The organism is Streptomyces sp. NPDC056628, assembly GCF_042792555.1.
Classification (GTDB): Bacteria; Actinomycetota; Actinomycetes; order Streptomycetales; family Streptomycetaceae; genus Streptomyces.
In genome coordinates, this window is the sequence record NZ_JBHTWG010000048.1 from 1 (window position 1) to 22143 (window position 22143).

A 22143-nucleotide genomic window follows, 5' to 3' on the forward strand; every position below is an offset into this window, starting at 1 on the left:
CCGCCTGCGGCACCGTCCACGACCGGGACACCAACGCCGCGATCAACATCAAACAGGCCGCCGGACTGGCGGTATCAGCCTGCGGAGCGCCGGTAAGACCAGGAGCAATCCCGGCACAGCGCGAAGAAACAGGAAGCCACGGAATCCCCACCGGAAACCCTGCCGCATAGCGGCACAGCAACCGGTCAGGAAGGCCAAAATCCTCGGGCTTCAACCCGAGGTGCAAGTCAATGGCGCTGGAACTTCGCCGGCACCGCCACCACGGGCGCGGCCAAGGCCGCCGGGGACTACGTGGACGTACGGCCCTGAGCACCGTAGGCGGACGCATCGGGCCGCCACTCGTCCACGAGGAGCCCGAGCACCCCCTCGTCCAGGAGCATCGCGGTGTTGTCCGCGAGCGTCTCGATCTGGAGGCGCTTCAGGCCGCGCACGACGAAGCCATGGTGGCACAGCGTCGCGACGACATCGGTGCCGCCCCTCGGCCGGACCGTTGCCGGTCAGTCCCTGCCGCGGACGACGGCCACCGGGCAGTGCGCGTGGTGCAGCACGGCCTGGCTGACCGAGCCGAGCAGCAGCCCGGCGAAACCGCCGCGCCCCCGCGAGCCCACGACGACGACCTGGGCGTTCCTGCTCGACTCGATCAGCGTCTCGCGGGGTTCCCCGCTCAGCACCTGCTGTCTGACCACCACGTCCGGGTACCTCTCGGCGAACCCGGCGAGGGCGAGCGCCAGCAGCCGCTCGGCGGCCTCCACGCCAGTACCGGCCGGCGCGTGCTCCGGCTGCCACACATGCACGGCGAGCAGTTCGGCCCCGCGCGACTCCGCCTCGGCGACGGCGAACTCCAGGGCCCGCTCGCCCTGCGGGGACCCGTCGACCGCGACCACGACCGGCCCGCTCCGGTCCGGTTCGCCCCGGACCACCAGCACCGGGCACAGGGCGTGCGAGGCGAGGGAGACGGCTGTCGACCCCAGCAGCATCCCGACGAAGCCGCCGACGCCCCGGGCGCCGACGACCAGCAGGTCCGCGGTCTGTGACTCGGCGGTCAGCACCTCCACCGCCCCGCCGTGCACCACCTCATGGGTGACCTCCACATCGGGGGCCACGGCGTGGGCGCGATCCGCCGCCTCGCGCATCAGCTCCTCCACCGGGGCCGGGTCCGGCGACGTGTACATCGGCCGGGTCAGCGGGCCGAAGGCATGCACCACCCGCAGCCCGGCACCGCGCCGCCGGGCCTCGTGCGCGGCCGTCTCCACGGCCGCCCGGCACGACGACGAGCCGTCCACACCCGCGACCACGAGCTTTCCCACCGGACCTCCTGCGCCACCGGGCGTCCGAACGACACGCCTGTCCAAGGATCACTCCGGCCGGGCCGCGCTGCCACCCGGCCGGGACCCCTGCCACCCCGGACGGCTCAGCCGCCTCCCGACCCGTCGGGCGCGGGGCAGGTCGTCGCGGGCGGGCAGAACCAGGCGGCCGCCGTTTCGATCAGCTCGCGCTCGGCGGAGTCCTGGTTGTCGGGGCCGTAGGCGACCAGTGCGTAGCGGTTGCCGTCGGCGGCCCGGAAGCGGTGGTCGATGACGTGCCGAACGGTCCCGGGGTCCGCGTCGCCGGCGATCTCGGTGGTGCGGTACTCGTGTTCGGCCGCGTCGTCCGGCGCCGAAGGGATCGGGCCCATGTCGATCCGTTCGTACCCGTCCCTCCGGGCGGCCTCCTCCTGGGCGATGACGAGCGAGTCGTACGGCGAGGGCTCCTCCAGCTGGAAGATCTGCAGGCGGCGCAGACCGTCCGGGCTGCTGTAGTTGACGATCTTGATGCCGTACTTCGACGGGCGGCGCTCGGCCGTCCAGTCGGCGGGGACCGCGATACGGAACCCCTCGTCGTCCTGCACCTCGCGGTAAGTGTCGGGCAGGACCCCGGACGCCGTTGCCGTGCCGTCCGCCGTCTCGGTCGCCGCAGCGGAGGGCCCGGTCCCCTCCTGCTCCTGCGCGGTGGGGGACGAGGGCGGCGGAGGAGGCGGTTCCGGCTCGTCCTTCCAGCCGAAGGCCCACACGCCGAAGCACATCCCCACCGCGGCCAGGACCATGCCACCGCGCCGCACCACGCGCTGCTGGCGCGGCAGGTCCAGGTCCCGGTCCGGCTGGTGGAGGCGTTCGCGGCGCCCGTCCACCCAGTCCTGCCGCTCCCTGTCGTACACCCTCATCGCCGTCGTCCCTCCTGGCTGCCGGCCGTCTGCGTTGTCCGGTCGGCCGTCAGCCGAGCAACTGGGCGATGCCCTGCACCACGGCGGTCGCCGACGCCACGGCGCCCGCCGCTGCCGCCTGCGAGCCGAGCCAGCGCCGGACGCTGCCCAGCACCCGGGTGAGGCGCCCCTGCTCGGCCGTGCCCGAGCGCGTGATCTCCTCCTGCAGGCCCACGAGTTCGTCGTGCAGGGCCGCGTCGTCCGCTCCCCGGCCGGCCCCGTCGGGCAACTCGGCCAGCAACTCCCGTACGGCGGTCAGCAGTTCCTGATGAGCGGTGTCGAGCGCGGCACCGCCCGTGGTGTTGTACGAGACGGCCCGGCCGTCCCGGCCGGTGGCGATGGAGCCGCCGGACATCGACCCGATGGTGACGCCGCCGCCGGCCGCGTCCGGGCCCTCGCCGCCGGAGGGCTGCGGGGAGGTGGTGTTCTGGCTCATGCGGGGTTCCCTTCCTGACGCCCACGGCCGGTGCCGGGCGGGGGAGCGGTGTGCGAGTTGGCCTGTCCGTGGCTGCCGGTGGCGATGGAACCGCCCGACATGTCCTGGACGAAGACGCCTCCACCGCTGACCTGGTAGATGTGCTGCTCGAACTCCTCGGTCCGGTAGCCGTGTTCGCGCAGCGCCGTACGGACGCCGCCCACGATCCGCTCCTCGACCGTCTTGATGTACCGCTCGGCGTCCATGTCCTGGAAACGCGAGAGCTTCTGCTGCGCGGCGAGCGCCCGCAGCGAGACACGGGGCACGTCCGGCGGTTCCGCGCCCTCGGACCAGCCGGAGGCGATCTCCCGGCGCAGACTGCCGAGCGCGCCGATCGCGCAGTCCAGGCCGATCGCGGGCGCGTGCCGCAGGGCGCGCAGCGCCGCGCTGTGCCAATGCTCCGGCAGCCGCTCCACCAGCGCGTCCACGCCGCGGAACTCCTTGCGGATCGGGCCCAGTACGTAGGACTCGACTTCCAGGACGAGCATCCCGCCCTGGGTGTGCACCCGCACCAGCACCGTCGCGACGAGCTGTTCGTGCCAGCCTCCGATGCGGACGCGCAGGAAGACACGCCGGGCCTCGCCGCCCTCGTCGATCGCCTCGTCCAGATGGGCGGCGATCTGCTCCGGTTCGTAGACGGCGTACTCGGCCGTTCCGCGGCTCCGGTCCGAGACGGCGTGGGCGCTCGCGTCGTCCACGCCTCCGAGCTCCACCTGCTCCGAACGGCCGACGCCGCCCGGCAGGTACAGGAACCGTTCGATCTCCAGGTCCCGCAGACGGTCCCGCCCGGTACGTGCCGCGGACTCCCGCAGCTCCACCAGCTGCGGCTCGATCAGGTCCAGCGCGGCACGGGCCGTCAGCCGCTCCCTGGCGCGTGGCGGAGCGCCGGCCGCGTGCCCGTCGAAGGCGCCGCGGTCCCCGGCGTCGACCTGCGCCGGGATACGGTCGCGGCGGCCGTCGGGCAGCTTGCGCAGCTCCATGGCGAACGACCAGCTCCGCTTGCGCGTGCCCAGCCCGACGAACGGCCGCTCCACGTCGTAGAGCGTGACCGGGGCATGCTGCTCCTCGCGGATGTCACGGACCAGGTCGTCGTACGGCAGGCCCGCGGGCAGCCCGGGCTGGGTGGCGGTGCGGAACGTCCACTTCGACAGCCACTGGCACAGCGCCTTGCGGTGCGCGGCCTGGTGCTGCCAGCCGATGAGCGTGATCAGGAGGGGGAAGAGCGCCGGGTACGGCGTCTGCGCGGTGCCGTCCACCAGAGCGGACAGGTACCAGTACCAGTACAGGGCGACGAACAGCAGACTGCCCGCGGTGGCGAGGCTGCTCATGCCGTCGGCGGCGCGGGCCACGGGGGCGGGCAGCCCCAGCTCCTTCACGGAGGGGCCGCGTTCGTTGAGGGCGCCCGCGAACCACAGGGCGAACGTCACGAGGGCGTAGACCTGGGACCAGGGCAGCCACAGCTCGCCGGAGACGTTCAGCCGGCCCTCGTACAACGCGGTGAACACGTCCCCGAAGCCCACGTCGACGTCGGGGCCCCAGAGGTCGGACAGGCTGTCCCACACCATCAGGAAGTCGGAGACGATGAACCCGGCCCAGGCGGCCAGCATCAGCAGCGCCGTCCGGGCCTCCTGGCGGGCGACGCGCACGGCGTGAGCCAGCACCGGCACGACGTCCACGCCCAGGGAGGGGGCGACAGGCCGCTCCTGGTGGCCGACGAGTTCGTCGATGACCTGGCGTCGGAAGGTGGCGTCCTGGTAGACGCCGGCGCACAGCAGCCGGGTGGCCTCCGTGCGGCTGTAGCGGTCTTCGGGAAGGCTGGTGCCCGGCACTGTGCTCCCATGGTCGTGAAGGGTGGTCCTGTCCCCGGTGCGGCTCCGACGGCTCCGGCGCTGCTCGAGAGCCGCCGCCAGGGGGCGGTGCCGCCACCGGACGGAGGAGTCGGGAACAGGAGCGCGAGGCTAGAGGACCGCGGCCCGCGACACGCGCGGCTCAAACGCTTCCTCCCCCGATCCGGTGAAGACGCCGGGGGCCACTGGACAGCGGCCGGTCGGACGCTTCCGCAGGCGGGGCGATCCGGCGCCGGCGACCGGTCAGGAATCGAGAAGCGCGGCGCCCGGAGCCCTCCTAGCGTCTTCCTCATGACTTCCATCGACTTCGTCACCCTCGAAGTGGCCGATCCGGCCGCCGCCGAACGCTTCTACACGACCGCCTTCGGGCTGGAGGGCCAGATCCGCTTCCGGGCCTCCGAGGCACCCAGCAGCGGGTTCCGCGGCTTCACCCTGTCGCTGGTGGTGGCCCAGCCCGCCGACGTCGACGCCCTCGTGGGCGCGGCGGTGGACGCGGGCGCCACCACGCTGAAGCCCGCCGCCAAGTCGCTGTGGGGCTACGGGGGCGTCGTCCAGGCACCCGACGGGACGATCTGGCAGGTGGCCTCCTCGGCCAAGAGGAACACCGGTCCGGCCACCCGCCGCTTCCAGGAGATCGTGCTGCTGCTCGGCGTCGAGGACGTCAAGGCCGGCAAGCAGTTCTACGTCGGGCACGGCCTCGCGGTGAGCAAGAGCTTCGGCGGCAGGTACGCCGAGTTCGAGACCGGCTCGGGCCCCGTGAAGCTGGCGCTCTACAAGCGCCGCGGCCTCGCCAAGGTCGCCGGTGTCTCCCCGGAGGGCACCGGCTCCCACCGGCTGACGATCGGCAGCCCCGCCGGCCCCTTCACCGACCCGGACGCCTTCGAGTGGACGACCGCGGACGTCAACGCCGGGCGGTGACCTGGACCGGTGCGCCGGCGGTGACCCTCCGGGTGGCGCTGCGGAGGAGGGAGATGCTCAGGGCGAGCAGCCAGTAGCCGAACAGCGCGCCCATCGAGGCCGTCGTCCCCCAGCCGTTGGCCGCGTAGAAGTGGGCGGGCTCGTTGCCGAAGAAGAGGGACGGGATGAAGGCCGCGTTGATCCCCGCCAGGATGTAGGCGGAACGGCCGGTCCAGCGCGGCAGCAGGTTCGTCCGGGAGATGCTGTACCCGACGGTGGTCAGGAACATCGCGAGCAGGACGCGTCCGATCGTCCCGTACAGGATGTAGGTGCCGTCGACCGTGATGGTCGGGTCGATCGGATGATCGGTCGCGATCACCGCGCCGGCTTCCAGCCCGTGGGAGACCAGGGTGACCGTCGCGTAGACCAGGCCGAGGGTGAACGCCAGGTGCCCGGCCCACGCGTAGGCGGGGTCGACGCGCCGGACCAGCTCGCGGAACGCCGTCACGAACACGAGCAGGAACGCCAGCGCGAAGATGCCGACGAGCAGCCGCGCCAGGACATTGGAGTCCGGCGGCGGACCCGAGTAGAGGAAATACAGCGGTACTTCGATGGCGAGGGCGGCCGAGACCGCGATGCCGGCCAGGCCCGTCAGACGCCTGGCGGTGGATTCGTTCATGGTGGTCCCCCATGTCGTGTGCTGGATCGATCGAGGTTCGTCGGACGTGGTGCGCGACCGTCGGGTCGGGTTCACCGCGGGCGCGACCAGAACGCGCAGTGGTGGCGGGTCTCGACGGTCGTCGTGGGCATGACGTGGTCGGGCGCCAGGGAGAGCACGCCCCGGCGGGGCCAGTGCGGTGTCGTCGCGCCGTTCGGGTCCGCGCCGCGGGCGAAGGCCGTCCAGTAGTCGATCATGGTGTCGGCCAGCCGGTGCTGCGCCGCGGTCATCTCGCGGGGGCGGCCGCCCAGGTCGAACAGATACGCCAGTTCGGTCGCGTGCGACGCGCCGACCGGGAACGGCGTCGGGCCCGGGGTGAGCGGTGGGGCGTGCTCGTCGGCGAACTCGTAGCGCCACACGGGCACATGGGCGGCGAGCAGGTCGCCGGTGCGCGCCGTCGGGCAGGCGAAGTTCGCGTCGCCGACGACCGCGCCGAACACCGGTCCGCCGTCGTCGTGGCGCACCGGGTAGGCGCGTACGATCGCGCGGGCCTGTTCCGGCGCGGGGAAGAAGGCGGCCACGATGTCGGGCCAGGTCTCCGCCGTGACCGGATGACCGGCCTGGACGATCGCCGCGGCCCAGCCGTTGCCCTCGTCACGGGTGTGCCCGATCAGGACGGGAACACGGTGGAAACGCCCCGCGGCGACCGCCGCGGCGGGGTCCTCGGGGAGCAACGGCGTTCCGTAGGCCGGGTGCTGGTCCGCCTCCTCGGCCCCGAGCAGCCGGGAGACGTCCTTGCGCCGCAGGCAGGCCGACTGGTCGCGCGCGGAGCCGCAGCCGGCCTTCGCCGCCAGGTCCGCGCCCGCCGCGCGCGCCGTGGACAAGGGGACCGAGGAGGGTGCGAAGGGCCGTTCCGGACTGCCCGTGCACGGGCCGCTCTGGATGATCGCCCGGTCGAAGAGTCCTGCGGCGGCGGGTGAGGCCAGCTGGGCGCAGACGCTGTAACCGCCCGCGGACTCACCGGCGAGTGTCACGTTGCGCGCGTCGCCGCCGAAGGCGCCGATCTCGGCGCGCACCCAGCGCAGCGCCGTCTGCTGGTCGGCCAGGCCGAAGGTTCCGGAACCGGGCAGCCCGCGGTGCGCGAGGAAACCCAGCACGCCGAGCCGGTAGTTGACGGTGACGACCACGACGTCGCCGCGGATCGCCATGTGCCGGGCGTCGTACGTGCTGCCCGCTCCGGTGGTCAGGCCACCGCCGTGCAGCCATACGACGACCGGGCGCGGACGCGCCGGGCCGGCACCGTCCGGGGTCGTGACGTTCAGGTGGAGGCAGTCCTCGTCGGTGCTGCCGCCGGGCACCTCGCCGGGCGGCTGCGGGCAGGCGCTCGCGGGCCGGGTCGCGTCGCGTACCCCGGACCACGGCGCCGCCGGACGCGGTGGTGCCCAGCGCAGCCGGCCGACGGGGGGTGCCGCGTAGGGGATGCCCTCGAAGGTGCGGTAGCCGTCGTGGCCGGCGCCCCGCAGCAGGCCGTGCCGGGTGCGCACCGTCGTGGGAGCGGGCGAGTCGGACGGGGATGCCGGAGACGGGGCCGCCGCCAGGAGGACGGTCAGGGCGACACCCACGGCGGTCAGGACGCGGTGCATGGTCATCGGCTCCTCGTCCGTCAGCTGCCGCCCACGCCGCCCTGCGCGGCGACCATCGTCGTCGGCAGGGCGCGTACGGCGCGTTCCAGGCCGGGCGCCAGAGCGGCGAGCCGGCTCGTGCAGGCGTCGATGCGGTCCCGGAAGACCTTTTGGTCCCGGCGGGAGACGACCGTGGGGACCCTGCCGGCCGACGCCAGCGCGAGCAGCGCGGCGTCGGCGGCCGGGACGTCCCGCACCGGGCCGTTCCCGTGCAGCGCCGCGAGGACGCGGGCCCGGACCGCGTCGGCCGCCGACGGATCCGCCAGTCTCGACCGCCGTGCGCCCCAGCGGGTGCCGGGCTCGGTCACGAGGAGAACCCCCGCCCCGGCGAGCTGGTCCTCGACCTCCGTCAGCGTCCGCCGCCGGTCGCCGCGCAGGAGACGTCTCCAGCCGTGCCCCTCGGCGGCGTCCCGCAGGACCCGGTCGAGAACGGGACCGCCGGCCGTCGGCGCGCCGGACACGGTGACGGTGCCGTGGTCCTCCCCGAGCACGCCGCGCATCGCGAGGTCGATCACAGCACAGGCACGGACCAGCAGAGCCGTCCGGGAACGGTCGTACGGGCCCTCGGCTGCCTCGTCGTGGGCCAGCAGATACATGGCGCAGGCCAGGTCGTCGGTCATGGAACGACGGTAGGACCGCGGGTCACGGCGGGACATCGGCCGTGGGAGGGGCCGGACCCTGGGAACGCAGAGGGGGAGCTCCGCCCGGGCTCCTCCTCAGGGAGGAGTCCGGCGTCAGGGTCGGCGCGGCCGTACGAGTCCGTGGTCGTAGGCGGCGACGACGGCCTGCACCCGGTCCCGCAGGTTCAGCTTGCGCAGCACCGCGGTGACGTGGTTCTTGACGGTGGCCTCCGACAGGCACAGCCGCCCGGCGATCTCCGCGTTCGACAGGGCCTGACCGATCAGGGTGAGCACTTCCCGCTCGCGGCCGGAGAGGCCGTCCAGGGACGGCGGGGGAGCGGGGTCGGGAACGGTACGGAGGAACCGGTCGAGGACGCGGCCGAGCACGGCGGGCGCCAGCAGCGCGTCGCCGCGGGCGGTGACACGGATGGCGTCGACGAGTTCACCCGGGCGGATGTCCTTCAGCAGGAAGCCGCTCGCACCGGCCCGCAGGGCCGCGACCACGTGCGCGTCGATGTCCCAGGTGGTCAGCACGAGGACCCTGGCCCGGCTGCCGGCCGCCGAGATCTGCCGGGTCGCCTCGATGCCGTCGACGACGGGCATACGAACGTCCATCAGCACCACGTCGGGGACCAGCTCCCGCGTCAGCCGCACCGCCTCGCGCCCGTCGGACGCCTCGCCGACCACCTCCAGATCGTCGCGGGCGTCGATGATCATGCGGAAGCCGGTGCGGACCAGGGCCTGGTCGTCGGCCACGACGACGCGCAGGGTCATGACGCGACCTCCACCGGGAGCCGTGCCGCGACCTCGAAGCCGCCTCCCGGGCGCGGACCGGCGTGCACGCTCCCGCCGACGAGTTGGGCGCGTTCCCTCATCCCCAGCAGACCGCGCCCTCCTCCCGCCGGGGGTCCGGCACCCTTCGCCGTACGCCCGTTGTCGGTCACGTTGACGGTCACGCAGTGCCTTTCGGTCGTCACCCGCACGCTCACCTCGTCCGCACCGACCGAGTGGCGCAGCGTGTTGGTGAGGGCCTCCTGGACGATCCGGTAGGCCGCCAGACGCACGGACGCGGGCAGGGTGTCGGTGACGCCCTCGGTGACCACGTGCACCGTCATACCGGACGCCCGTACGGCGTCCGCCAGCTCGTCCAGATGCGCGAGCGAGGGCCCCGGTGCCCGCCGCTGTGCCACGGCTTCGTCGTCCGCTTCGGGCCCGAACGCCCGCAGCAGCATGCGCAGTTCACCCAGTGCGGACCGCGCGGCGGTCTCGATGGCCCGCAACGCCTCGCGCGCCCGCTCGGGCCGGTCGGTGAACACGTCGTCCGCGGCGGCCGCCTGCACGACCATCACCGACAGGGTGTGGGCCACCACGTCGTGCACCTCACGCGCGATACGGGCCCGCTCCTCCGCCACGGCACGGCGCGTCTCCGCCCTCAGCCGCTCCTGCTGCGCCCTGCGCCACTGCCCCGCCGTCCACGCCAGGACCATCGCCGGCAGACAGACCGCCAGGCCCGCGGGGCCGCCGTCCGCGAACGCCGCAGCCCCCGGCAGACAGAGCACGACGAGCGCGGACACGGACACACGCCGGGGCCGTGTCGCCGACAGCACACACAACGTGATCTGCGCCGCGAGGAGCGAGCCTGTCACGGAGACCGCGGGCAGCAGGGCCCACACCACCAGCCCCGTCAGCGCGTTCACGGCGAGCACGGGGAGCGGGGCGCGCACCTGCCACCTCAGGGCGCAGACCTGTGCGAGCACCAGGACCACGGCCACCGGCAGCCGACGACCGTGCCCCGCTCCGGCGACGAGCACCGCGGTGCCGAGGACGCCGAGCACCAGACCGGCCGACGCGTACCACAGCAACCGCGCGGTCCGGGGCAGGACTTCACCCCCGGCCTCCGCGGCCGACCCGCCGTCCTGCTTCCCCCTGCTGCGCCCCACGACCTGACCCTACCCAGCCGTAGCACCGGCCGGCACGGAATGCGCACTGCCGGAGGTGTCGGACGGCGTCACCGTCGTCGATACCCCTCAGGGCGCGCCCGGCGGGCCGTCCAGTGCCGTCAGCAGGGCGAGGTGCGCGATGTCACCCGGCGGTGGCGTGGTCACCGACCAGAGCGGCGCGGGCGAACCGTCGGCGACGGCGGCCGGCGCGTCGGTCAGGTTCATCCGCTCCCGCAGCCGCCCGTAGAAGTCCATCGGCCCCAGCCGTACGGCCCGCAGCCGGCGCGGCGCGGCGTACACGCCGATCCAGTCGCCCGGCCCCAGCACACCGCGCAGCTGCCCGTCGATGCTGACCGCAGCCTGCCCGGACCGCTCCAGGATGCGCAGCCCGACCGGCTCGTCGGGCGCGGTGACCACCGACCGGTCGAACGCCATGTGCGGGGCGACCGGCGTGAAGACGAGCGCTTCCGCCCGTGGCGAGACGACCGGCCCGCCGGCCGCGAAACTGTAGGCGGTGGAACCCGTGGGCGTCGCCACCAGCAGGGCGTCCGCCGAGTACGACGCCAGCAGCCTGCCCGACACGTAGACGCCCACCGACACCTGCCGGTCACGGGACAGCTTCTCCAGCACCACGTCGTTGAGCGCCGTCACGTCCAGCGGGACGCCCCAGTCCTCGTCGATCCGGCAGTCCGAACGCACCCGGGGAGGCGGCAGCAGCGGGCCGCGCCCGTACTCCATCAGGGCCTCCATGCCGGGCGGCACCTCCAGGAGACGGGAGGCGCGCAGGGCGAGCAGCATGCGGCTGTCGATGTCGAAGCGCTCCTCCCGCACCGCGTCCAGCGCGGCCCGCATGGCGGTCGCCGACACCTCCGTCAGGAAGCCCACCCGGCCCAGGTCCACCCCCAGCACGAGGGCGTCGCTCTCCGCCGCCAGCCTGGCGCCGCGCAGGAACGTGCCGTCCCCGCCCAGCGTCACGATGAGGTCCGGGTCACCGGCGGCCTCGACCTCGTCGCGGGCGTTGAGTCGCCCGCCCTCGTGCCACACGTCGATGTCGGCGCATGGCACATCCTGCTCGGCGCACCAGGCGCGCACCGCGGCGGCCGCGTCCGTGGCCTCCGGACGCCCGCCGTGCACCACCATTCCCAGGCGGTTGACCGTCACCGTTGCCTCCAGAGTGTCGTGGTCCCGGTCGGGGCCGAGGGTGCGGGGGAGGGGACCGTACGGCGCCGCCGCCCGCTACGAATGGGCCACGACCTCGCCGGCCGCCACCAGCGGCGGCTGGGGCAGCAGCTCGGCCAGACGATCCCGTACGAAGTCACCGGCCCGCAGGGTCGACTCCTCGGCGCCCGCCCGGTCCTCGAAGACACCCATCGACAACATGACGCCGTCCGCCGCGTCGACCCAGTAGTAGGCCACGAACCCGGGGACCCGGCGCAGGAGCGGCACGAACTCCTCCTCCACCCGACGGCCCGCCTCCGCCGGATCGGTCACTCCTTCGTACCGCCGCACCACTGCGTACATGGCCACTCTCCTCCAGGTCGTGAGCCGGTCCGCAGACGCCGTACCCGCCGCCGCCCGGGCGACGGACCCGGGCGGGCGTAAATCACCGGAAAGGCCACGGACGCTGGTCCGTTCGGGGGTGGCGCCCGGCCGGGGTACGGCGGTCGTGGGCCGGTCCGACCGGGTCAGTCCGACTCCTCCTCAGGGCTCCGCTCGGCGGGGGTGGACGGCGCGGACGGCGCGGACGCGTCCGGGACGGTGTAGAAGACGGACCGGCCCTGCTTGCTGCGGTGCGCCTGGTTCCGGGCCACGAGCCCTTCGAGCGTGCTGCGCACCACCGTCGCCTTCACGCCGCGCTCGGGGTACTGCTCGGCCAGCGTCGAGGCGACCTCGGCGGCGGAGCGGGGCTCCTGGCGCTCGGCCAGATGACCGCGCACGAGTTCGACGAGTGACGGCGAGGACGCGCTGGACGACGCGGCCGCGTCGACGGCCTTCGCGGTGGTCTTGTCGGTGCCCTTGCCGGCGTCGGTGGAGGTGCTCTTGGCGCCGGTGCGGCGGCGGCTCGCGGTGCCGGTCCCCGTGCCCTTGCCCTTGGCCTGCTTGGCCGGGCGTGTTTCCTTGGCCCGCTTGCCGGCACCCGCCGCCTTCGTGCGCCGGGTGGTGCGCGGCTCCCGGGCGCGCGGGGCGGGCACGACCGCGACGGGCTCCTCTTCTTCCGGTGCCGGGACGGACGCGTCGTCCGCCACGCCGGCCTCCTGGGCGGCTCCGAGCGCCCGCTGGACGTTCTCCAGGACGGTCCGGTCGTGCCGCAGTGCCGTCAACTGGGCCTGCAACACCTCGATCTCACCGGTGATGCGGTCCTGTTCCTTGCGGTTGCGTTCCAGGTCGGCGGTCACCTGGGCGCTGTACTGCGAGGTCAACTCCGTGACCGTGGTGCTGCTTCCGGACATGACGCGTGACACCTCTCTCTACGTGTCCCTGTCGCGGACACCGGGTCCGCACGTACGCAGAATCTAACGGGTGAAGTGGTGGCCCGGCCGTGGAGCGACGTCCATCGATTGCCAACGCACAGGTTTGTGGCCGCGTTTCACGGATGACTCGTGACCGTCCGCCTCCATCCTCCGACGACGCCGGGGAGCTGATTCCAGCCATGGCAGCGGTGTGGTCCAACCAGTTGACCAGTCGCTGCCGGCACCCTCAGGCTGTGTGCATGACAGAGGAGCGCATCCGCCGCGAGGCGGTCTCGGACCAGTTGTTCACGCTGCTCCGGGACCGTGTCCTCAGCGGTGCTCTCGCCCCGGGCACCCCGCTGACCTCCGAGCGTGATCTGGCCGCCGAGTTCGGAGTCAACCGGCACGCGGTACGGGAGGCGGTGAAGCGGCTCCAGCAGGCGGGGCTCGTCGAGGTCAGCCACGGCGGACGCACCCGGGTGCTCGACTGGCGGCGCACCGCCGGACTCGACCTCGCCCTGCAAGTCGCGCACACCGACGGCCTGTCCCTGTCCTACGACCTCAGCCGCGACATCCTGGAGATGCGGGCGTCCATCGGGGCGGACGCGGCGAGGCTGTGCGCCGCGCGCTGCCCGGAGCAGACCGCGTCCGAGATCGTCGCCGCGGCGGCGGCCTATGCCCACCTCGGCCCCGACCTCGCCGACCTGGCGGCGGCGGACGTGGCGTGGTGACGGCTCGTCGTCGAGGGCTCCGGGAACATCGCCTACCTGCTGGCCTTCAACACCCTGGTCGCGGACCGCTTCACCGCCGGCGAGGTCCCGGTCGCCCTGCGCGCTACCGAACTGCTGGACATCGCGGGCCACATGAAGCTGGCCGCACTGATCGCCTGCCGCGACGAGAAGGGCGCCGAAGCCGCGGCCCGCGCCCTGCTGGCCCACAGCGTCCGCGCCGCCCGCCCCGCCCGGGAACCCGAAGGAGGTACGGCGTGATACCCGCCGTCGTCTACGCCATCCCCGCGTTCGTCCTGCTGGTCGCCGTGGAGGCGCTGTCGTACCGCTTCCTGCCGGACGACGACGAACGCGGCTACGAGGTCCGCGACACCGCGACGAGCATGTCGATGGGCGCGGGCAGCCAGGTCATCGCCCTGCCGTGGAAGGCGGTGGTGATCGTCGCGTACGCGGCCCTCTACACGGTGGCGCCCTGGCAGCTGTCCCCTGGCTCGGCGTGGACCTGGGTGCTGCTGTTCTTCGCCGAGGACCTGGCCTACTACGCCTTCCACCGCGCACACCACCGGGTCCGGCTGCTGTGGGCGAGCCACGTGGTCCACCACTCCAGCGTGCGGTTCAACCTGTCGACGGCACTGCGGCAGAGCTGGACGCCGATGAGCGGCCTGCCGTTCTGGATGCCGCTCGCCCTGCTCGGCATCCCGCCGTGGATGATCCTGCTCCAGCAGTCGGTCAGCCTCATCTACCAGTTCTTCCTGCACACCGAGCGCGTGGACCGCCTCTGGCGGCCGATCGAGCTCGTCTTCAACACGCCCTCGCACCACCGGGTCCACCACGGCTCCAACAACGTCTACCTGGACCGCAACTACGGCGGCATCCTCATCGTCTGGGACCGCCTCTTCGGGACGTTCCAGCCGGAGGGCGAGCGTGTCGTGTACGGCCTGACGAAGAACATCGGCACCTACAACCCGCTGCGGGTCGCCTTCCACGAGTACGCGGCCACCTGGCACGACATCCGCACGGCCACCCGCTGGCGCGACCGCGCGGGATACGCCTTCGGCCCACCGGGGTGGACACCGCAGCCGAGGCACTGAGCTCGGTGCGCGTCGACGCCCTTCCGGCCGACGCAGGCCACATGACCGATGCAGGCGACCTAGACGTCGTGTGCCGTAGGTCCGTGCTGTGGGCAGGCCGGACATGCGGGGGGTTCGCGTTCGCGGCGCAACTCACGCACGGTCGCCACCCACCGGGTTCCACCGTCCGAGGGGGCGTACCAGCGGTCGTGCTCAAGCCCTTCAGGGGAACGGTCACGGTTCAGGAGTCGGGTCACCGATCGGTGGTCCCGTCTCAGGTCCCGAACGCGGTCGGAGGGAGTCATCGCCTGTACGTCTCGCAAGGCCCCCGTCGCCCCGGGCGCACGTCGCCCTCGCCCGCCAGGTCGACGGTGCGGTGGGGCCCGACACCGGCGGAACCGCCCCGGGCACCGGCCGTCCACGGTTGCTTCACACCCCGCCGCAGCCCTAGGGTGAATGCGCTTTCATTCACAGGTCGGCGCCTTGCGCGACCAGCAGGAGCGGGGGAACGATCATGGAGGGCGCCGCATCGTGAACGCCGCACCCACGGTGTACGACGTCGCCGAGCGCTCCGGCGTGTCCATCGCGACCGTGTCCCGGGTCTACCGCAACCCCGACTCCGTCCGGGCCGCCACCCGCGAGCGTGTCCTCGCCGCCGCCCGCGAACTCGGCTACGTGCCCAGCGGCAACGCGCGGGGCCTCGCCAGCCGGTCCACCGGAGTGCTCGGCCTCTGCTTCCCCGACTACGCGGACCCGGACACCGCGGACATCGAGGACGACGACGCCGCGATGCTCTACTCGGACCAGATCATCCGCGGCATGGAACGCGCCGCCCGCCGTCACGGCTACGCGCTGCTGATCGCCGCCTCGCTCGAAGGCGGCCCGGAGAGCCTCGTGGCCAAGGTCGCCGGCCGCGTCGACGGCTTCGCGGTGCTCGCGCGGACCGTGCCGACCGAGGAGCTGGAGGTCATCTCCCGGCGCCGGCCCGTCGTCATGCTCGCCGGGCCGCGAGCCGACCCCTCCCTGGACCACCTCGACCATGTGGAGGTGGCCAACGAGGACGGCCAGTACGAACTGACCCGGCACCTCCTGCACGACCACGGGCTGCGCCGCCTCGCCTACGTCGGAGTGGACGACACGTCGCCGGACGTCGAGGCCCGCTTCCGTGGCTTCCGCCGGGCGTGCGCGGAGGCCGGCGCCGACACCGGGGAGCGGCCCGCGCTGCGGATGCCGATGATGACGCAGGCGGAGGGCGCCCGCGCGGCGGACCTGTTGTGCGACACCGACGGTGAGCGGCCCGAGGCCTTCGTCTTCGCCAACGACCAGATGGCCGTGGGCGCGCTCCAGGCCCTCGAACGCCGGGGCGTACGGGTGCCGGACGAGGTGGCCGTCACCGGGTTCGACGGCATCCCCCTCAGCCGTCTGGTCCGGCCCTCCCTCACCACGGTCCGCCAGCCGATGGTGCGCATGGGGGAGCAGGCCGCCGAGCTGCTGATCGGACGCCTGCACGGCCAGAGCGGCGACGAGCCGGTGTCCCTCGTGCTGCCGGTCAGCGTCGCGCGCCGGGCGAGCTGCGGCTGCGCGGACGTCGGGACGGGGACGTTCGGCGCCGTCTGACTGCTCCGTGGACGGATGTCAGCCGATCGCGGCCGTGTCCGGCCCCGGCACCTCCAGGACGAAGAAGAGGAAACATGGCTTTGTCGACAGGTCGTCGAAGTCTTCGGGGAACCGGTCCCGCGCGGCCGGATCGGGGCGCGGCTCGCTGAGGGCGGAGATCCGGAACCCGGCGGCCCCGAAAGCGTCCGTCATCGCGTGGATCGGCCGGCGCCAGAATCGCATCCGCTGCGGACGCCCGTCGAACGACCAGGTGAAGGTATAAGGCGTCGTCGCGAGGTAGTCGGGCCGCGGCTCGGTGATGGTGTAGGCCACGAACGGGTGGTCCACCGAGGCGATCAGGCGCCCGCCGGGCCGGAGCACCCGGCGCAGCTCCGCGAGCGCCGGGCCCCAGTCCTCCAGGTAGTGCAGGACCAGGGACGCCACCACGTCGTCGAACGCGCCGTCCGTGAACGGCAGAGGCTCGCCCAGGTCCGCCCTGTGGAGCGGTACGTCCTCCCCGAGTCGGCGCCGGGCCAGCTCCAGCATCGCGGAACTGGCGTCGAGGCCCGTGACGAGAGCCCCGCGCTCGCGCAGCGCGGCGGACAGCGGACCGGCGCCGCAGCCGGCGTCCAGGATCCGGCGGCCGGTCACGTCGCCGGCCAGCGCCAGCATGGCGGGGCGCTCGTAGTGCGCGTTGACAAGGTTGTTCTCGTTCTCCGCGGCGTACGTCTCGGCGAAGAGGTCGTACTCGTTCGCCCGGTCGCCGTCGTCCGCTCCGTCCGGAAGCTCCGGAGGTGCCGGAAGTTCCGGAGGTGCCGGAAGCTCCGGAGGTGTGGAAGGTGCGGGTCGGTCGGGTGCCTCGGGTCCGCGTTCCATCGTGGCAGGCTAGTGCGTCCGTGATCCGTCGGGGGCCGGGAGGCCGTCTCTCCATGGGCGGTGGCCGGCAACTCGACGGGGGTGGCGGGTAACTCGACCGGCGGTGGCGGGTAACTCGACGGGCGGTGGCGGGTAACGGGAGCAAAGCCGTCCAGGTCCTCTCACCACGCCCGAGGCCCTCGCGGCGCGCACCCGCTCGTCCCGGCGCAGTATGCCCACAGGTCGAGGCCGGGCCCAGTGGGAGGTCACGTCCGCCCCAAGTCCCCGTCCCGGCCGGGGTATGCGTCACAGATGCTTTCCCTCTGCAATGATCCGGCCTACGTTGCTGGAGCGGGTTGGCCGCGACCCTCCGAGCGGCGCCGGTGCCGTGCGGGCCGTCCGGCGTTTCGCGCTCGTTACCGGAGTGTGACCACAACCCCTCTTGTCAGGCCCCGAAGTGCTGCAACAGAGTGATGTATGCGCTTACAGGCAGCGCATACATCCATCAGAGCTCAAGGAGGAGCCCTCCATGAACCGCGCCGCCGCCACCGGGTCGCTGGCCCTCGCCCTCGCGTCAGCGCTCACCCTCACCGCCTGCGGCGGCTCGGGTGGCGCGGGTGTGGCAGCCGACGCCGAGCAGACCCTGACCGTGTGGGCCATGGGCACGGAGGGCGAGAAGCTCGGCGATGTCGCCAAGGAGTACGAGAAGACGCACTCCAACATCACCGTCAAGGTCACGCCGATCGGCTGGGACGTCGCCCACCAGAAGCTGGTCGCCGCGGCCGCCGCCGGGAAGCTGCCGGACGTGGTGCAGATGGGCGGGACCTACCTGGGCGAGTTCGCCGACATGGGCGTCCTGGAGCCGGTCGACACCGAGACCTTCGAGGAAGCGGACTTCTTCCCCGCCGCCTGGCAGCAGGGCTCGTACGACGGAACCGCCTACGGCGTGCCCTGGTACGTGGACACCCGGGTGCTGTTCTACCGCACCGACCTCGCGAAGAAGGCGGGCATCGACAAGGCCCCGGCCACCATGGCCGAGCTGCGGAGCGCCGCGCAGGCGTACCAGGAGAAGGCAGGCACCGAGTGGGGCCTGTCGATCCAGCCCCGCGGCCTGGACACCGTGCAGAGCTTCTACCCGTTCCTGTATTCGGCCGGCGGTGCCGTCCTGGACGACGACGGCAAGCCCGTCGTGAACTCGCCCTCCGCCGTCAAGGCGCTGGAGAACTACGGCAGCTACTTCCGCAAGGACCTCAGCGACACGTCCGTCCAGCCCGGCTACGACGTGACGAAGGACTTCAACACCGGCGCCGTGCCGATGTTCCTCGGCGGTCCCTGGATGACCGGTCTCCTCGACGAGAACTACCCCGACCTCGAGGGCAAGTGGGCCATCGCACCCGTCCCCGCCGACAAGGCGTCCGTGTCCATGGCCGGCGGTTCCAGCCTCGCCGTGTCGGCCGACAGCCGGCACAAGGCCGCGGCCACCGGGTTCATCTCCTTCCTCGCCGACGCCAAGGGCCAGGCCGACTGGTTCGAGCGCACCAACGACCTCCCCGCCCACAAGGGCGCCTGGACGTCGGGGGACCTCGCGAAGGACGCGGACCTGCAGATCTGGCGCCGGCAGATGGACACCGCCAAGACCCCTCCGGCCCAGCCCCGGCTGACCGAGATCACCTCCAAGGTCGACGCCGCGATCGAGTCCGTCACCCAGGGCAAGTCCGGCGCCAAGGCCGCCCTGGACAAGGCCCAGTCCCAGATCGAAGGCCTCGTGAAGTAAGAGAGCAGCCCCCTTCATGTCCCTCACCACAGGACCGGCCGCCCCCCACGCGGCCGTCGACAAGAGTCCCGGGCCCGGCCGTACCCCCGCGCGGCGCGGGCGCCGGTCCCCGAGCAGGCACAACCTGACCGGGTGGCTGTTCTCCACGCCCTTCCTGGTGCTGTTCGGGCTGTTCATGCTCTTCCCGATCGTCGCCACGCTCCTCATGAGCTTCACCGACTTCGGGGCCCGCCACGTCACCCGCCCGCTGGAGGCCGAGTTCGTCGGCCTGGACAACTACACCCGGCTGTTCCAGGACGACACGTTCCTCACGGCCCTGTTCAACACGGCCTACTTCGTCGTCGTCGGCGTACCGGCGACCATCGTCCTCGGGCTCCTCGCGGCGATCCTGCTCAACAACGGCATCGACCGGGCCCGGACGTTCTTCCGGATCGGCTTCTACGCTCCCGTCGTCACGACGATCGTCGCCGTGGCCATCGTCTGGCGGTTCGTCCTCGACCCGTCCGACGGACTGGTCGCCTCCCTGGCCACCGAGATCGGCGTGAGTGCACCGGACTTCCTCGGCTCCGAGACCTGGGCCATGCCGTCGCTCATCGCCATGGCGGTGTGGCGCAACCTCGGCACCGTGATGGTGCTGTGCGTCGCCGGCCTCCAGGCGATCCCCACGGAGGTCCGCGAGGCGGCCCGGCTGGACGGCGCGGGCGCCTGGCAGGAACTGCGCCGCATCACCGTCCCGCTGCTGCGGCCCACTCTGCTCTACGCCACCGTCATCACCTCCATCGGCTACCTCAACGTGTTCGAGGAACCGTTCGTGATGACCCAGGGCGGCCCGTCCGACTCCACCCTGACGGTGTCGCTCGACATGTACCGCGAGGGCTTCAACTTCTTCCACATGGGCTATGCCGGCGCCATGGCGTACGTCCTGTTCGTCGTGATCATGGGCATCACGGTGCTCCAGCTCCGTCTGCTGAAGGACAACACCCGATGACCGCCGAGACAGCCGTCAAGGCTCCACGCCCGCACCGCGCCGGACGCGCGCGCAAGCCGCTGCTGTACGCCGTCGCCTCGCTGGGACTGCTGGTGATGGCCGCCCCGTTCCTGTGGATGGCGCTGTCCGCGTTCAAGACCCGGCAGGACCTCACGGCCAGCCCGCCGGTCTGGATCCCCACCGACTGGACGCTGGACAACTTCACCGCCCTGCTCGACCAGCTCGACATGCCGCGGTACTTCCTGAACTCGCTGATCGTGGCCGTCCTGGTGACCGTCAGCAACCTGGTGTTCTGCTCGATGCTCGGCTACGCGCTGGCCAAACTCGACTTCACCGGCCGCTCCAAGATCTTCGGCCTGGTGCTGGCCGCCCTCATGGTCCCCGGCAACCTCATGATCCTGCCGCTGTACGTGCTGATGAACGGCATGGGCCTGATCGACAGCTACGCCGGCCTGGTGCTGCCGTACGCGGCGGGCGCGTTCGGGGTGTTCCTCATGCGGCAGTTCATGCTCCAGGTCCCCGACGAGCTGCTGGAGGCGGCCCGGCTCGACGGCGCGGGGGAGTGGTACATCTTCTGGCGGATCGTGATGCCGCTGGTCAAGCCCGCCCTCGCCACGCTGACGATCTTCACGTTCCTCGGCTCCTGGAACAACTTCATCTGGCCCCTGATCGCCACCAACGACCCCGACAAGTACACGCTGCCGGTGGCGCTGGCGACCTTCGCCAACGACCCCAACCGCACCGTCGCCGGCGGCAACGGCATGCTGATGGCCGGCTCGCTGCTCGTGGTCCTGCCGGTCCTGTTCGTCTTCGCCGTGCTGCAACGGCACTTCACCCAGGGCGTGGCCACGGCCGGCCTCAAGTAGGCCCCACCGGCCTCAAGCAGGCCCGACCACGTCACCCGATCCCTCCCGGCCGCCGTCCCGCACGCCACCGGGCCGGGCCGTCATGCCCGGACGACCCCCACACGCCCACCCACGGAAAGACAGCCACACACGATGACGCACCGCACCACCCCCTTCCCCGACGGCTTCCTGTGGGGCGCCTCCACCGCGGGCCACCAGATCGAGGGGAACAACGTCAACAGCGACTGGTGGCGCAAGGAGCACGACCCCGCCGCCGGCATCGAGGAGCCCAGCCTCGACGCCTGCGACAGCTACCACCGCTGGGACGAGGACATGGACCTCCTCGCCCGGCTCGGCTTCACCGACTACCGGTTCGGCATCGAGTGGTCCCGCATCGAACCGGTCCCCGGCACCTTCTCCCACGCCGAGATCGCCCACTACCGACGGATGGTCGAGGGCGCCGTCGCCCGGGGGCTGCGCCCCATGGTGACGCTGCACCACTTCACCGTCCCGCAGTGGTTCGAGGACCGCGGCGGCTGGACCGCGGACGGCGCCGTCGACCTCTTCGCCCGCTACGTCGAGCACTGCGCGCCGATCATGGCCGACGGGGTGCCGTACGTCTGCACCATCAACGAACCCAACATGATCGCCGTGATGGCCGGTGCCAAGAAGGCAGGCGACCAGGGCTTCCCGCCCGCCGGGCTGCCCACCCCGGACGAGGAGACCACCCACGCGGTCATCGCCGCGCACCACGCGGCCGTGAAGACGCTGCGCGACCGGCACCCCGGCATCGAGGTCGGCTGGACCGTCGCGAACCAGGTGTACCAGGCCCTCCCCGGCGCCGAGCAGGTCACCGCCGACTACCGTCACCCGCGCGAGGACGTCTTCATCGAGGCGGCCCGCGGCGACGACTGGATCGGCGTGCAGTCCTACACCCGCACCAAGATCGGCGCCGACGGCCCGATCCCCGCGCCCGAGGACGCCGAACGCACACTCACCCAGTGGGAGTACTACCCGACGGCCGTCGGTCACGCCCTGCGGCACACCGCCGCGGTCCTGGGCGACGACACGCCGCTGATCGTCACCGAGAACGGCATCGCCACCGCCGACGACAGCCGCCGGGTCGACTACTACACCGGCGCCCTCGACGCGGTCGCCGCCTGCCTCGACGACGGACTCAACGTCCGCGGCTACCTCGCGTGGAGCGCCCTCGACAACTACGAGTGGGGCTCCTACCGGCCCACCTTCGGCCTCATCGCCGTCCACCCCGTCACCTTCGCCCGCACGGCCAAGCCGTCCGCGGTCTGGCTGGGCGGCCACGGCCGCGAGCGCACGCTGCCCCGCATCGGCGACTGACCCGCCGGCCCGGACCGGCGCCGACGCCTGCGCGTCCCCGCCCCGCGGCCGCCCCGAACAGGCGGGGGCCGGCCGGCCCCTGACACCGGCCGGTCCCCGCCTCAGGTCCCCCTCCGCACGTCT

22 protein-coding genes and 1 pseudogene are annotated in these 22143 nt (G+C 72.6%); 9 read left to right on the forward strand and 14 right to left on the reverse strand.

All coding sequences use genetic code 11. The features are described from left to right. Nucleotides 1-287: 287 nt before the first annotated feature. The 5 genes and pseudogenes from ACFRAC_RS33470 to ACFRAC_RS33490 form a co-directional block, all read right to left on the reverse strand. Nucleotides 288-473 (reverse strand): annotated as a pseudogene (locus ACFRAC_RS33470) (N-acetyltransferase); the annotation flags it as partial. Nucleotides 474-497: 24 nt separating this feature from the next. Further along, on the reverse strand, nucleotides 498-1307 hold the full coding sequence (locus ACFRAC_RS33475) for a universal stress protein (protein ID WP_382937793.1): 810 nt from the start codon (nucleotides 1305-1307) through the stop codon (nucleotides 498-500). A 104-nt stretch (nucleotides 1308-1411) separates the two neighbouring features. Further along, complete coding sequence (locus ACFRAC_RS33480) at nucleotides 1412-2200, reverse strand: hypothetical protein (RefSeq protein WP_382937796.1); 789 nt, start codon at nucleotides 2198-2200, stop codon at nucleotides 1412-1414. Between the two features lie 49 nt (nucleotides 2201-2249). Beyond that, the gene (locus ACFRAC_RS33485) at nucleotides 2250-2675 is read right to left on the reverse strand and encodes a hypothetical protein (protein WP_382937798.1); all 426 of its coding nucleotides are present in this window, start codon (nucleotides 2673-2675) and stop codon (nucleotides 2250-2252) included. Further along, nucleotides 2672-4543, reverse strand: coding sequence for a hypothetical protein (locus ACFRAC_RS33490; protein ID WP_382937800.1), 1872 nt, complete (start codon nucleotides 4541-4543; stop codon nucleotides 2672-2674). Before ACFRAC_RS33490 ends, ACFRAC_RS33485 begins: the two co-directional genes overlap by 4 nt. A 309-nt stretch (nucleotides 4544-4852) precedes the next feature. Here ACFRAC_RS33490 and ACFRAC_RS33495 point away from each other — a divergent pair, with 309 nt between their 5' ends. After that, complete coding sequence (locus tag ACFRAC_RS33495) at nucleotides 4853-5479, forward strand: glyoxalase (protein ID WP_382937802.1); 627 nt, start codon at nucleotides 4853-4855, stop codon at nucleotides 5477-5479. On the opposite strand, the gene ACFRAC_RS33500 is transcribed toward ACFRAC_RS33495, so the two are convergent. The 8 genes from ACFRAC_RS33500 to ACFRAC_RS33535 all read right to left on the reverse strand — a co-directional run bounded on the left by ACFRAC_RS33500 (nucleotide 5463) and on the right by ACFRAC_RS33535 (nucleotide 12808). Beyond that, nucleotides 5463-6137 (reverse strand): hypothetical protein, encoded by a 675-nt coding sequence (locus ACFRAC_RS33500; protein WP_382937805.1) that lies wholly within the window; start codon nucleotides 6135-6137, stop codon nucleotides 5463-5465. The genes ACFRAC_RS33495 and ACFRAC_RS33500 overlap by 17 nt on opposite strands. 71 nt (nucleotides 6138-6208) lie before the next feature. Beyond that, complete coding sequence (locus tag ACFRAC_RS33505) at nucleotides 6209-7765, reverse strand: carboxylesterase/lipase family protein (RefSeq protein ID WP_382937807.1); 1557 nt, start codon at nucleotides 7763-7765, stop codon at nucleotides 6209-6211. A 14-nt stretch (nucleotides 7766-7779) separates the two neighbouring features. Beyond that, entirely contained in the window at nucleotides 7780-8418 is a 639-nt protein-coding gene (locus tag ACFRAC_RS33510) for a GPP34 family phosphoprotein (RefSeq protein WP_382937812.1), read from the reverse strand. 114 nt (nucleotides 8419-8532) lie between these two features. Continuing rightward, nucleotides 8533-9192, reverse strand: coding sequence for a response regulator (locus tag ACFRAC_RS33515; RefSeq protein WP_382937815.1), 660 nt, complete (start codon nucleotides 9190-9192; stop codon nucleotides 8533-8535). Then, nucleotides 9189-10358 (reverse strand): sensor histidine kinase, encoded by a 1170-nt coding sequence (locus tag ACFRAC_RS33520; protein ID WP_382937819.1) that lies wholly within the window; start codon nucleotides 10356-10358, stop codon nucleotides 9189-9191. The genes ACFRAC_RS33515 and ACFRAC_RS33520 overlap by 4 nt, the downstream gene beginning before the upstream one ends. An 87-nt stretch (nucleotides 10359-10445) precedes the next feature. Next, nucleotides 10446-11519, reverse strand: a complete 1074-nt coding sequence (locus ACFRAC_RS33525; RefSeq protein WP_382937823.1) for an NAD(+)/NADH kinase — start codon at nucleotides 11517-11519, stop codon at nucleotides 10446-10448. A gap of 75 nt (nucleotides 11520-11594) precedes the next feature. Next, the gene (locus tag ACFRAC_RS33530; protein ID WP_382937826.1) at nucleotides 11595-11879 is read right to left on the reverse strand and encodes a hypothetical protein; all 285 of its coding nucleotides are present in this window, start codon (nucleotides 11877-11879) and stop codon (nucleotides 11595-11597) included. 164 nt (nucleotides 11880-12043) lie between these two features. Further along, complete coding sequence (locus ACFRAC_RS33535) at nucleotides 12044-12808, reverse strand: hypothetical protein (protein ID WP_382937828.1); 765 nt, start codon at nucleotides 12806-12808, stop codon at nucleotides 12044-12046. A gap of 260 nt (nucleotides 12809-13068) precedes the next feature. Here ACFRAC_RS33535 and ACFRAC_RS33540 point away from each other — a divergent pair, with 260 nt between their 5' ends. From ACFRAC_RS33540 to ACFRAC_RS33555, 4 genes are all read left to right on the forward strand, one after another. Continuing rightward, entirely contained in the window at nucleotides 13069-13539 is a 471-nt protein-coding gene (locus ACFRAC_RS33540; RefSeq protein ID WP_382937830.1) for a FadR/GntR family transcriptional regulator, read from the forward strand. Between the two features lie 132 nt (nucleotides 13540-13671). Further along, complete coding sequence (locus ACFRAC_RS33545) at nucleotides 13672-13797, forward strand: hypothetical protein (protein WP_382937833.1); 126 nt, start codon at nucleotides 13672-13674, stop codon at nucleotides 13795-13797. Beyond that, nucleotides 13794-14627 (forward strand): sterol desaturase family protein, encoded by an 834-nt coding sequence (locus ACFRAC_RS33550; RefSeq protein WP_382937836.1) that lies wholly within the window; start codon nucleotides 13794-13796, stop codon nucleotides 14625-14627. The genes ACFRAC_RS33545 and ACFRAC_RS33550 overlap by 4 nt, the downstream gene beginning before the upstream one ends. A 528-nt stretch (nucleotides 14628-15155) precedes the next feature. Next, the gene (locus ACFRAC_RS33555; RefSeq protein WP_382937905.1) at nucleotides 15156-16223 is read left to right on the forward strand and encodes a LacI family DNA-binding transcriptional regulator; all 1068 of its coding nucleotides are present in this window, start codon (nucleotides 15156-15158) and stop codon (nucleotides 16221-16223) included. An 18-nt stretch (nucleotides 16224-16241) separates the two neighbouring features. Here ACFRAC_RS33555 and ACFRAC_RS33560 read toward each other — a convergent pair whose 3' ends face one another. Then, entirely contained in the window at nucleotides 16242-17078 is an 837-nt protein-coding gene (locus ACFRAC_RS33560) for a methyltransferase domain-containing protein (protein WP_382937839.1), read from the reverse strand. Between the two features lie 508 nt (nucleotides 17079-17586). Here ACFRAC_RS33560 and ACFRAC_RS33565 point away from each other — a divergent pair. From ACFRAC_RS33565 to ACFRAC_RS33580, 4 genes are all read left to right on the forward strand, one after another. Beyond that, nucleotides 17587-18831 (forward strand): sugar ABC transporter substrate-binding protein, encoded by a 1245-nt coding sequence (locus tag ACFRAC_RS33565; protein ID WP_382937841.1) that lies wholly within the window; start codon nucleotides 17587-17589, stop codon nucleotides 18829-18831. Nucleotides 18832-18847: 16 nt separating this feature from the next. Beyond that, nucleotides 18848-19819 carry a carbohydrate ABC transporter permease gene (locus ACFRAC_RS33570; protein WP_382937844.1) on the forward strand — a complete coding sequence of 324 codons (972 nt, stop codon included), beginning with the start codon at nucleotides 18848-18850 and terminating at the stop codon, nucleotides 19817-19819. Next, a complete protein-coding gene (locus ACFRAC_RS33575; protein ID WP_382937847.1) occupies nucleotides 19816-20685 on the forward strand; it encodes a carbohydrate ABC transporter permease in 870 nt (289 codons plus the stop codon). The genes ACFRAC_RS33570 and ACFRAC_RS33575 overlap by 4 nt, the downstream gene beginning before the upstream one ends. Before the next feature lie 132 nt (nucleotides 20686-20817). After that, the gene (locus tag ACFRAC_RS33580; RefSeq protein WP_382937850.1) at nucleotides 20818-22020 is read left to right on the forward strand and encodes a family 1 glycosylhydrolase; all 1203 of its coding nucleotides are present in this window, start codon (nucleotides 20818-20820) and stop codon (nucleotides 22018-22020) included. The last annotated feature ends 123 nt before the right edge of the window (nucleotides 22021-22143 follow it).

Bases quoted from the DNA above. Each gene is read 5' to 3' on its own strand.
- ACFRAC_RS33480 (WP_382937796.1), bottom strand. From the start codon at position 2,200: ATGAGGGTGTACGACAGGGAGCGGCAGGACTGGGTGGACGGGCGCCGC.
- ACFRAC_RS33485 (WP_382937798.1), bottom strand. From the start codon at position 2,675: ATGAGCCAGAACACCACCTCCCCGCAGCCCTCCGGCGGCGAGGGCCCG.
- ACFRAC_RS33495 (WP_382937802.1), top strand. From the start codon at position 4,853: ATGACTTCCATCGACTTCGTCACCCTCGAAGTGGCCGATCCGGCCGCC.
- ACFRAC_RS33500 (WP_382937805.1), bottom strand. From the start codon at position 6,137: ATGAACGAATCCACCGCCAGGCGTCTGACGGGCCTGGCCGGCATCGCG.
- ACFRAC_RS33505 (WP_382937807.1), bottom strand. From the start codon at position 7,765: ATGACCATGCACCGCGTCCTGACCGCCGTGGGTGTCGCCCTGACCGTC.
- ACFRAC_RS33510 (WP_382937812.1), bottom strand. From the start codon at position 8,418: ATGACCGACGACCTGGCCTGCGCCATGTATCTGCTGGCCCACGACGAG.
- ACFRAC_RS33515 (WP_382937815.1), bottom strand. From the start codon at position 9,192: ATGACCCTGCGCGTCGTCGTGGCCGACGACCAGGCCCTGGTCCGCACC.
- ACFRAC_RS33530 (WP_382937826.1), bottom strand. From the start codon at position 11,879: ATGTACGCAGTGGTGCGGCGGTACGAAGGAGTGACCGATCCGGCGGAG.
- ACFRAC_RS33535 (WP_382937828.1), bottom strand. From the start codon at position 12,808: ATGTCCGGAAGCAGCACCACGGTCACGGAGTTGACCTCGCAGTACAGC.
- ACFRAC_RS33540 (WP_382937830.1), top strand. From the start codon at position 13,069: ATGACAGAGGAGCGCATCCGCCGCGAGGCGGTCTCGGACCAGTTGTTC.
- ACFRAC_RS33545 (WP_382937833.1), top strand. From the start codon at position 13,672: ATGAAGCTGGCCGCACTGATCGCCTGCCGCGACGAGAAGGGCGCCGAA.
- ACFRAC_RS33560 (WP_382937839.1), bottom strand. From the start codon at position 17,078: ATGGAACGCGGACCCGAGGCACCCGACCGACCCGCACCTTCCACACCT.
- ACFRAC_RS33565 (WP_382937841.1), top strand. From the start codon at position 17,587: ATGAACCGCGCCGCCGCCACCGGGTCGCTGGCCCTCGCCCTCGCGTCA.
- ACFRAC_RS33570 (WP_382937844.1), top strand. From the start codon at position 18,848: ATGTCCCTCACCACAGGACCGGCCGCCCCCCACGCGGCCGTCGACAAG.
- ACFRAC_RS33575 (WP_382937847.1), top strand. From the start codon at position 19,816: ATGACCGCCGAGACAGCCGTCAAGGCTCCACGCCCGCACCGCGCCGGA.
- ACFRAC_RS33580 (WP_382937850.1), top strand. From the start codon at position 20,818: ATGACGCACCGCACCACCCCCTTCCCCGACGGCTTCCTGTGGGGCGCC.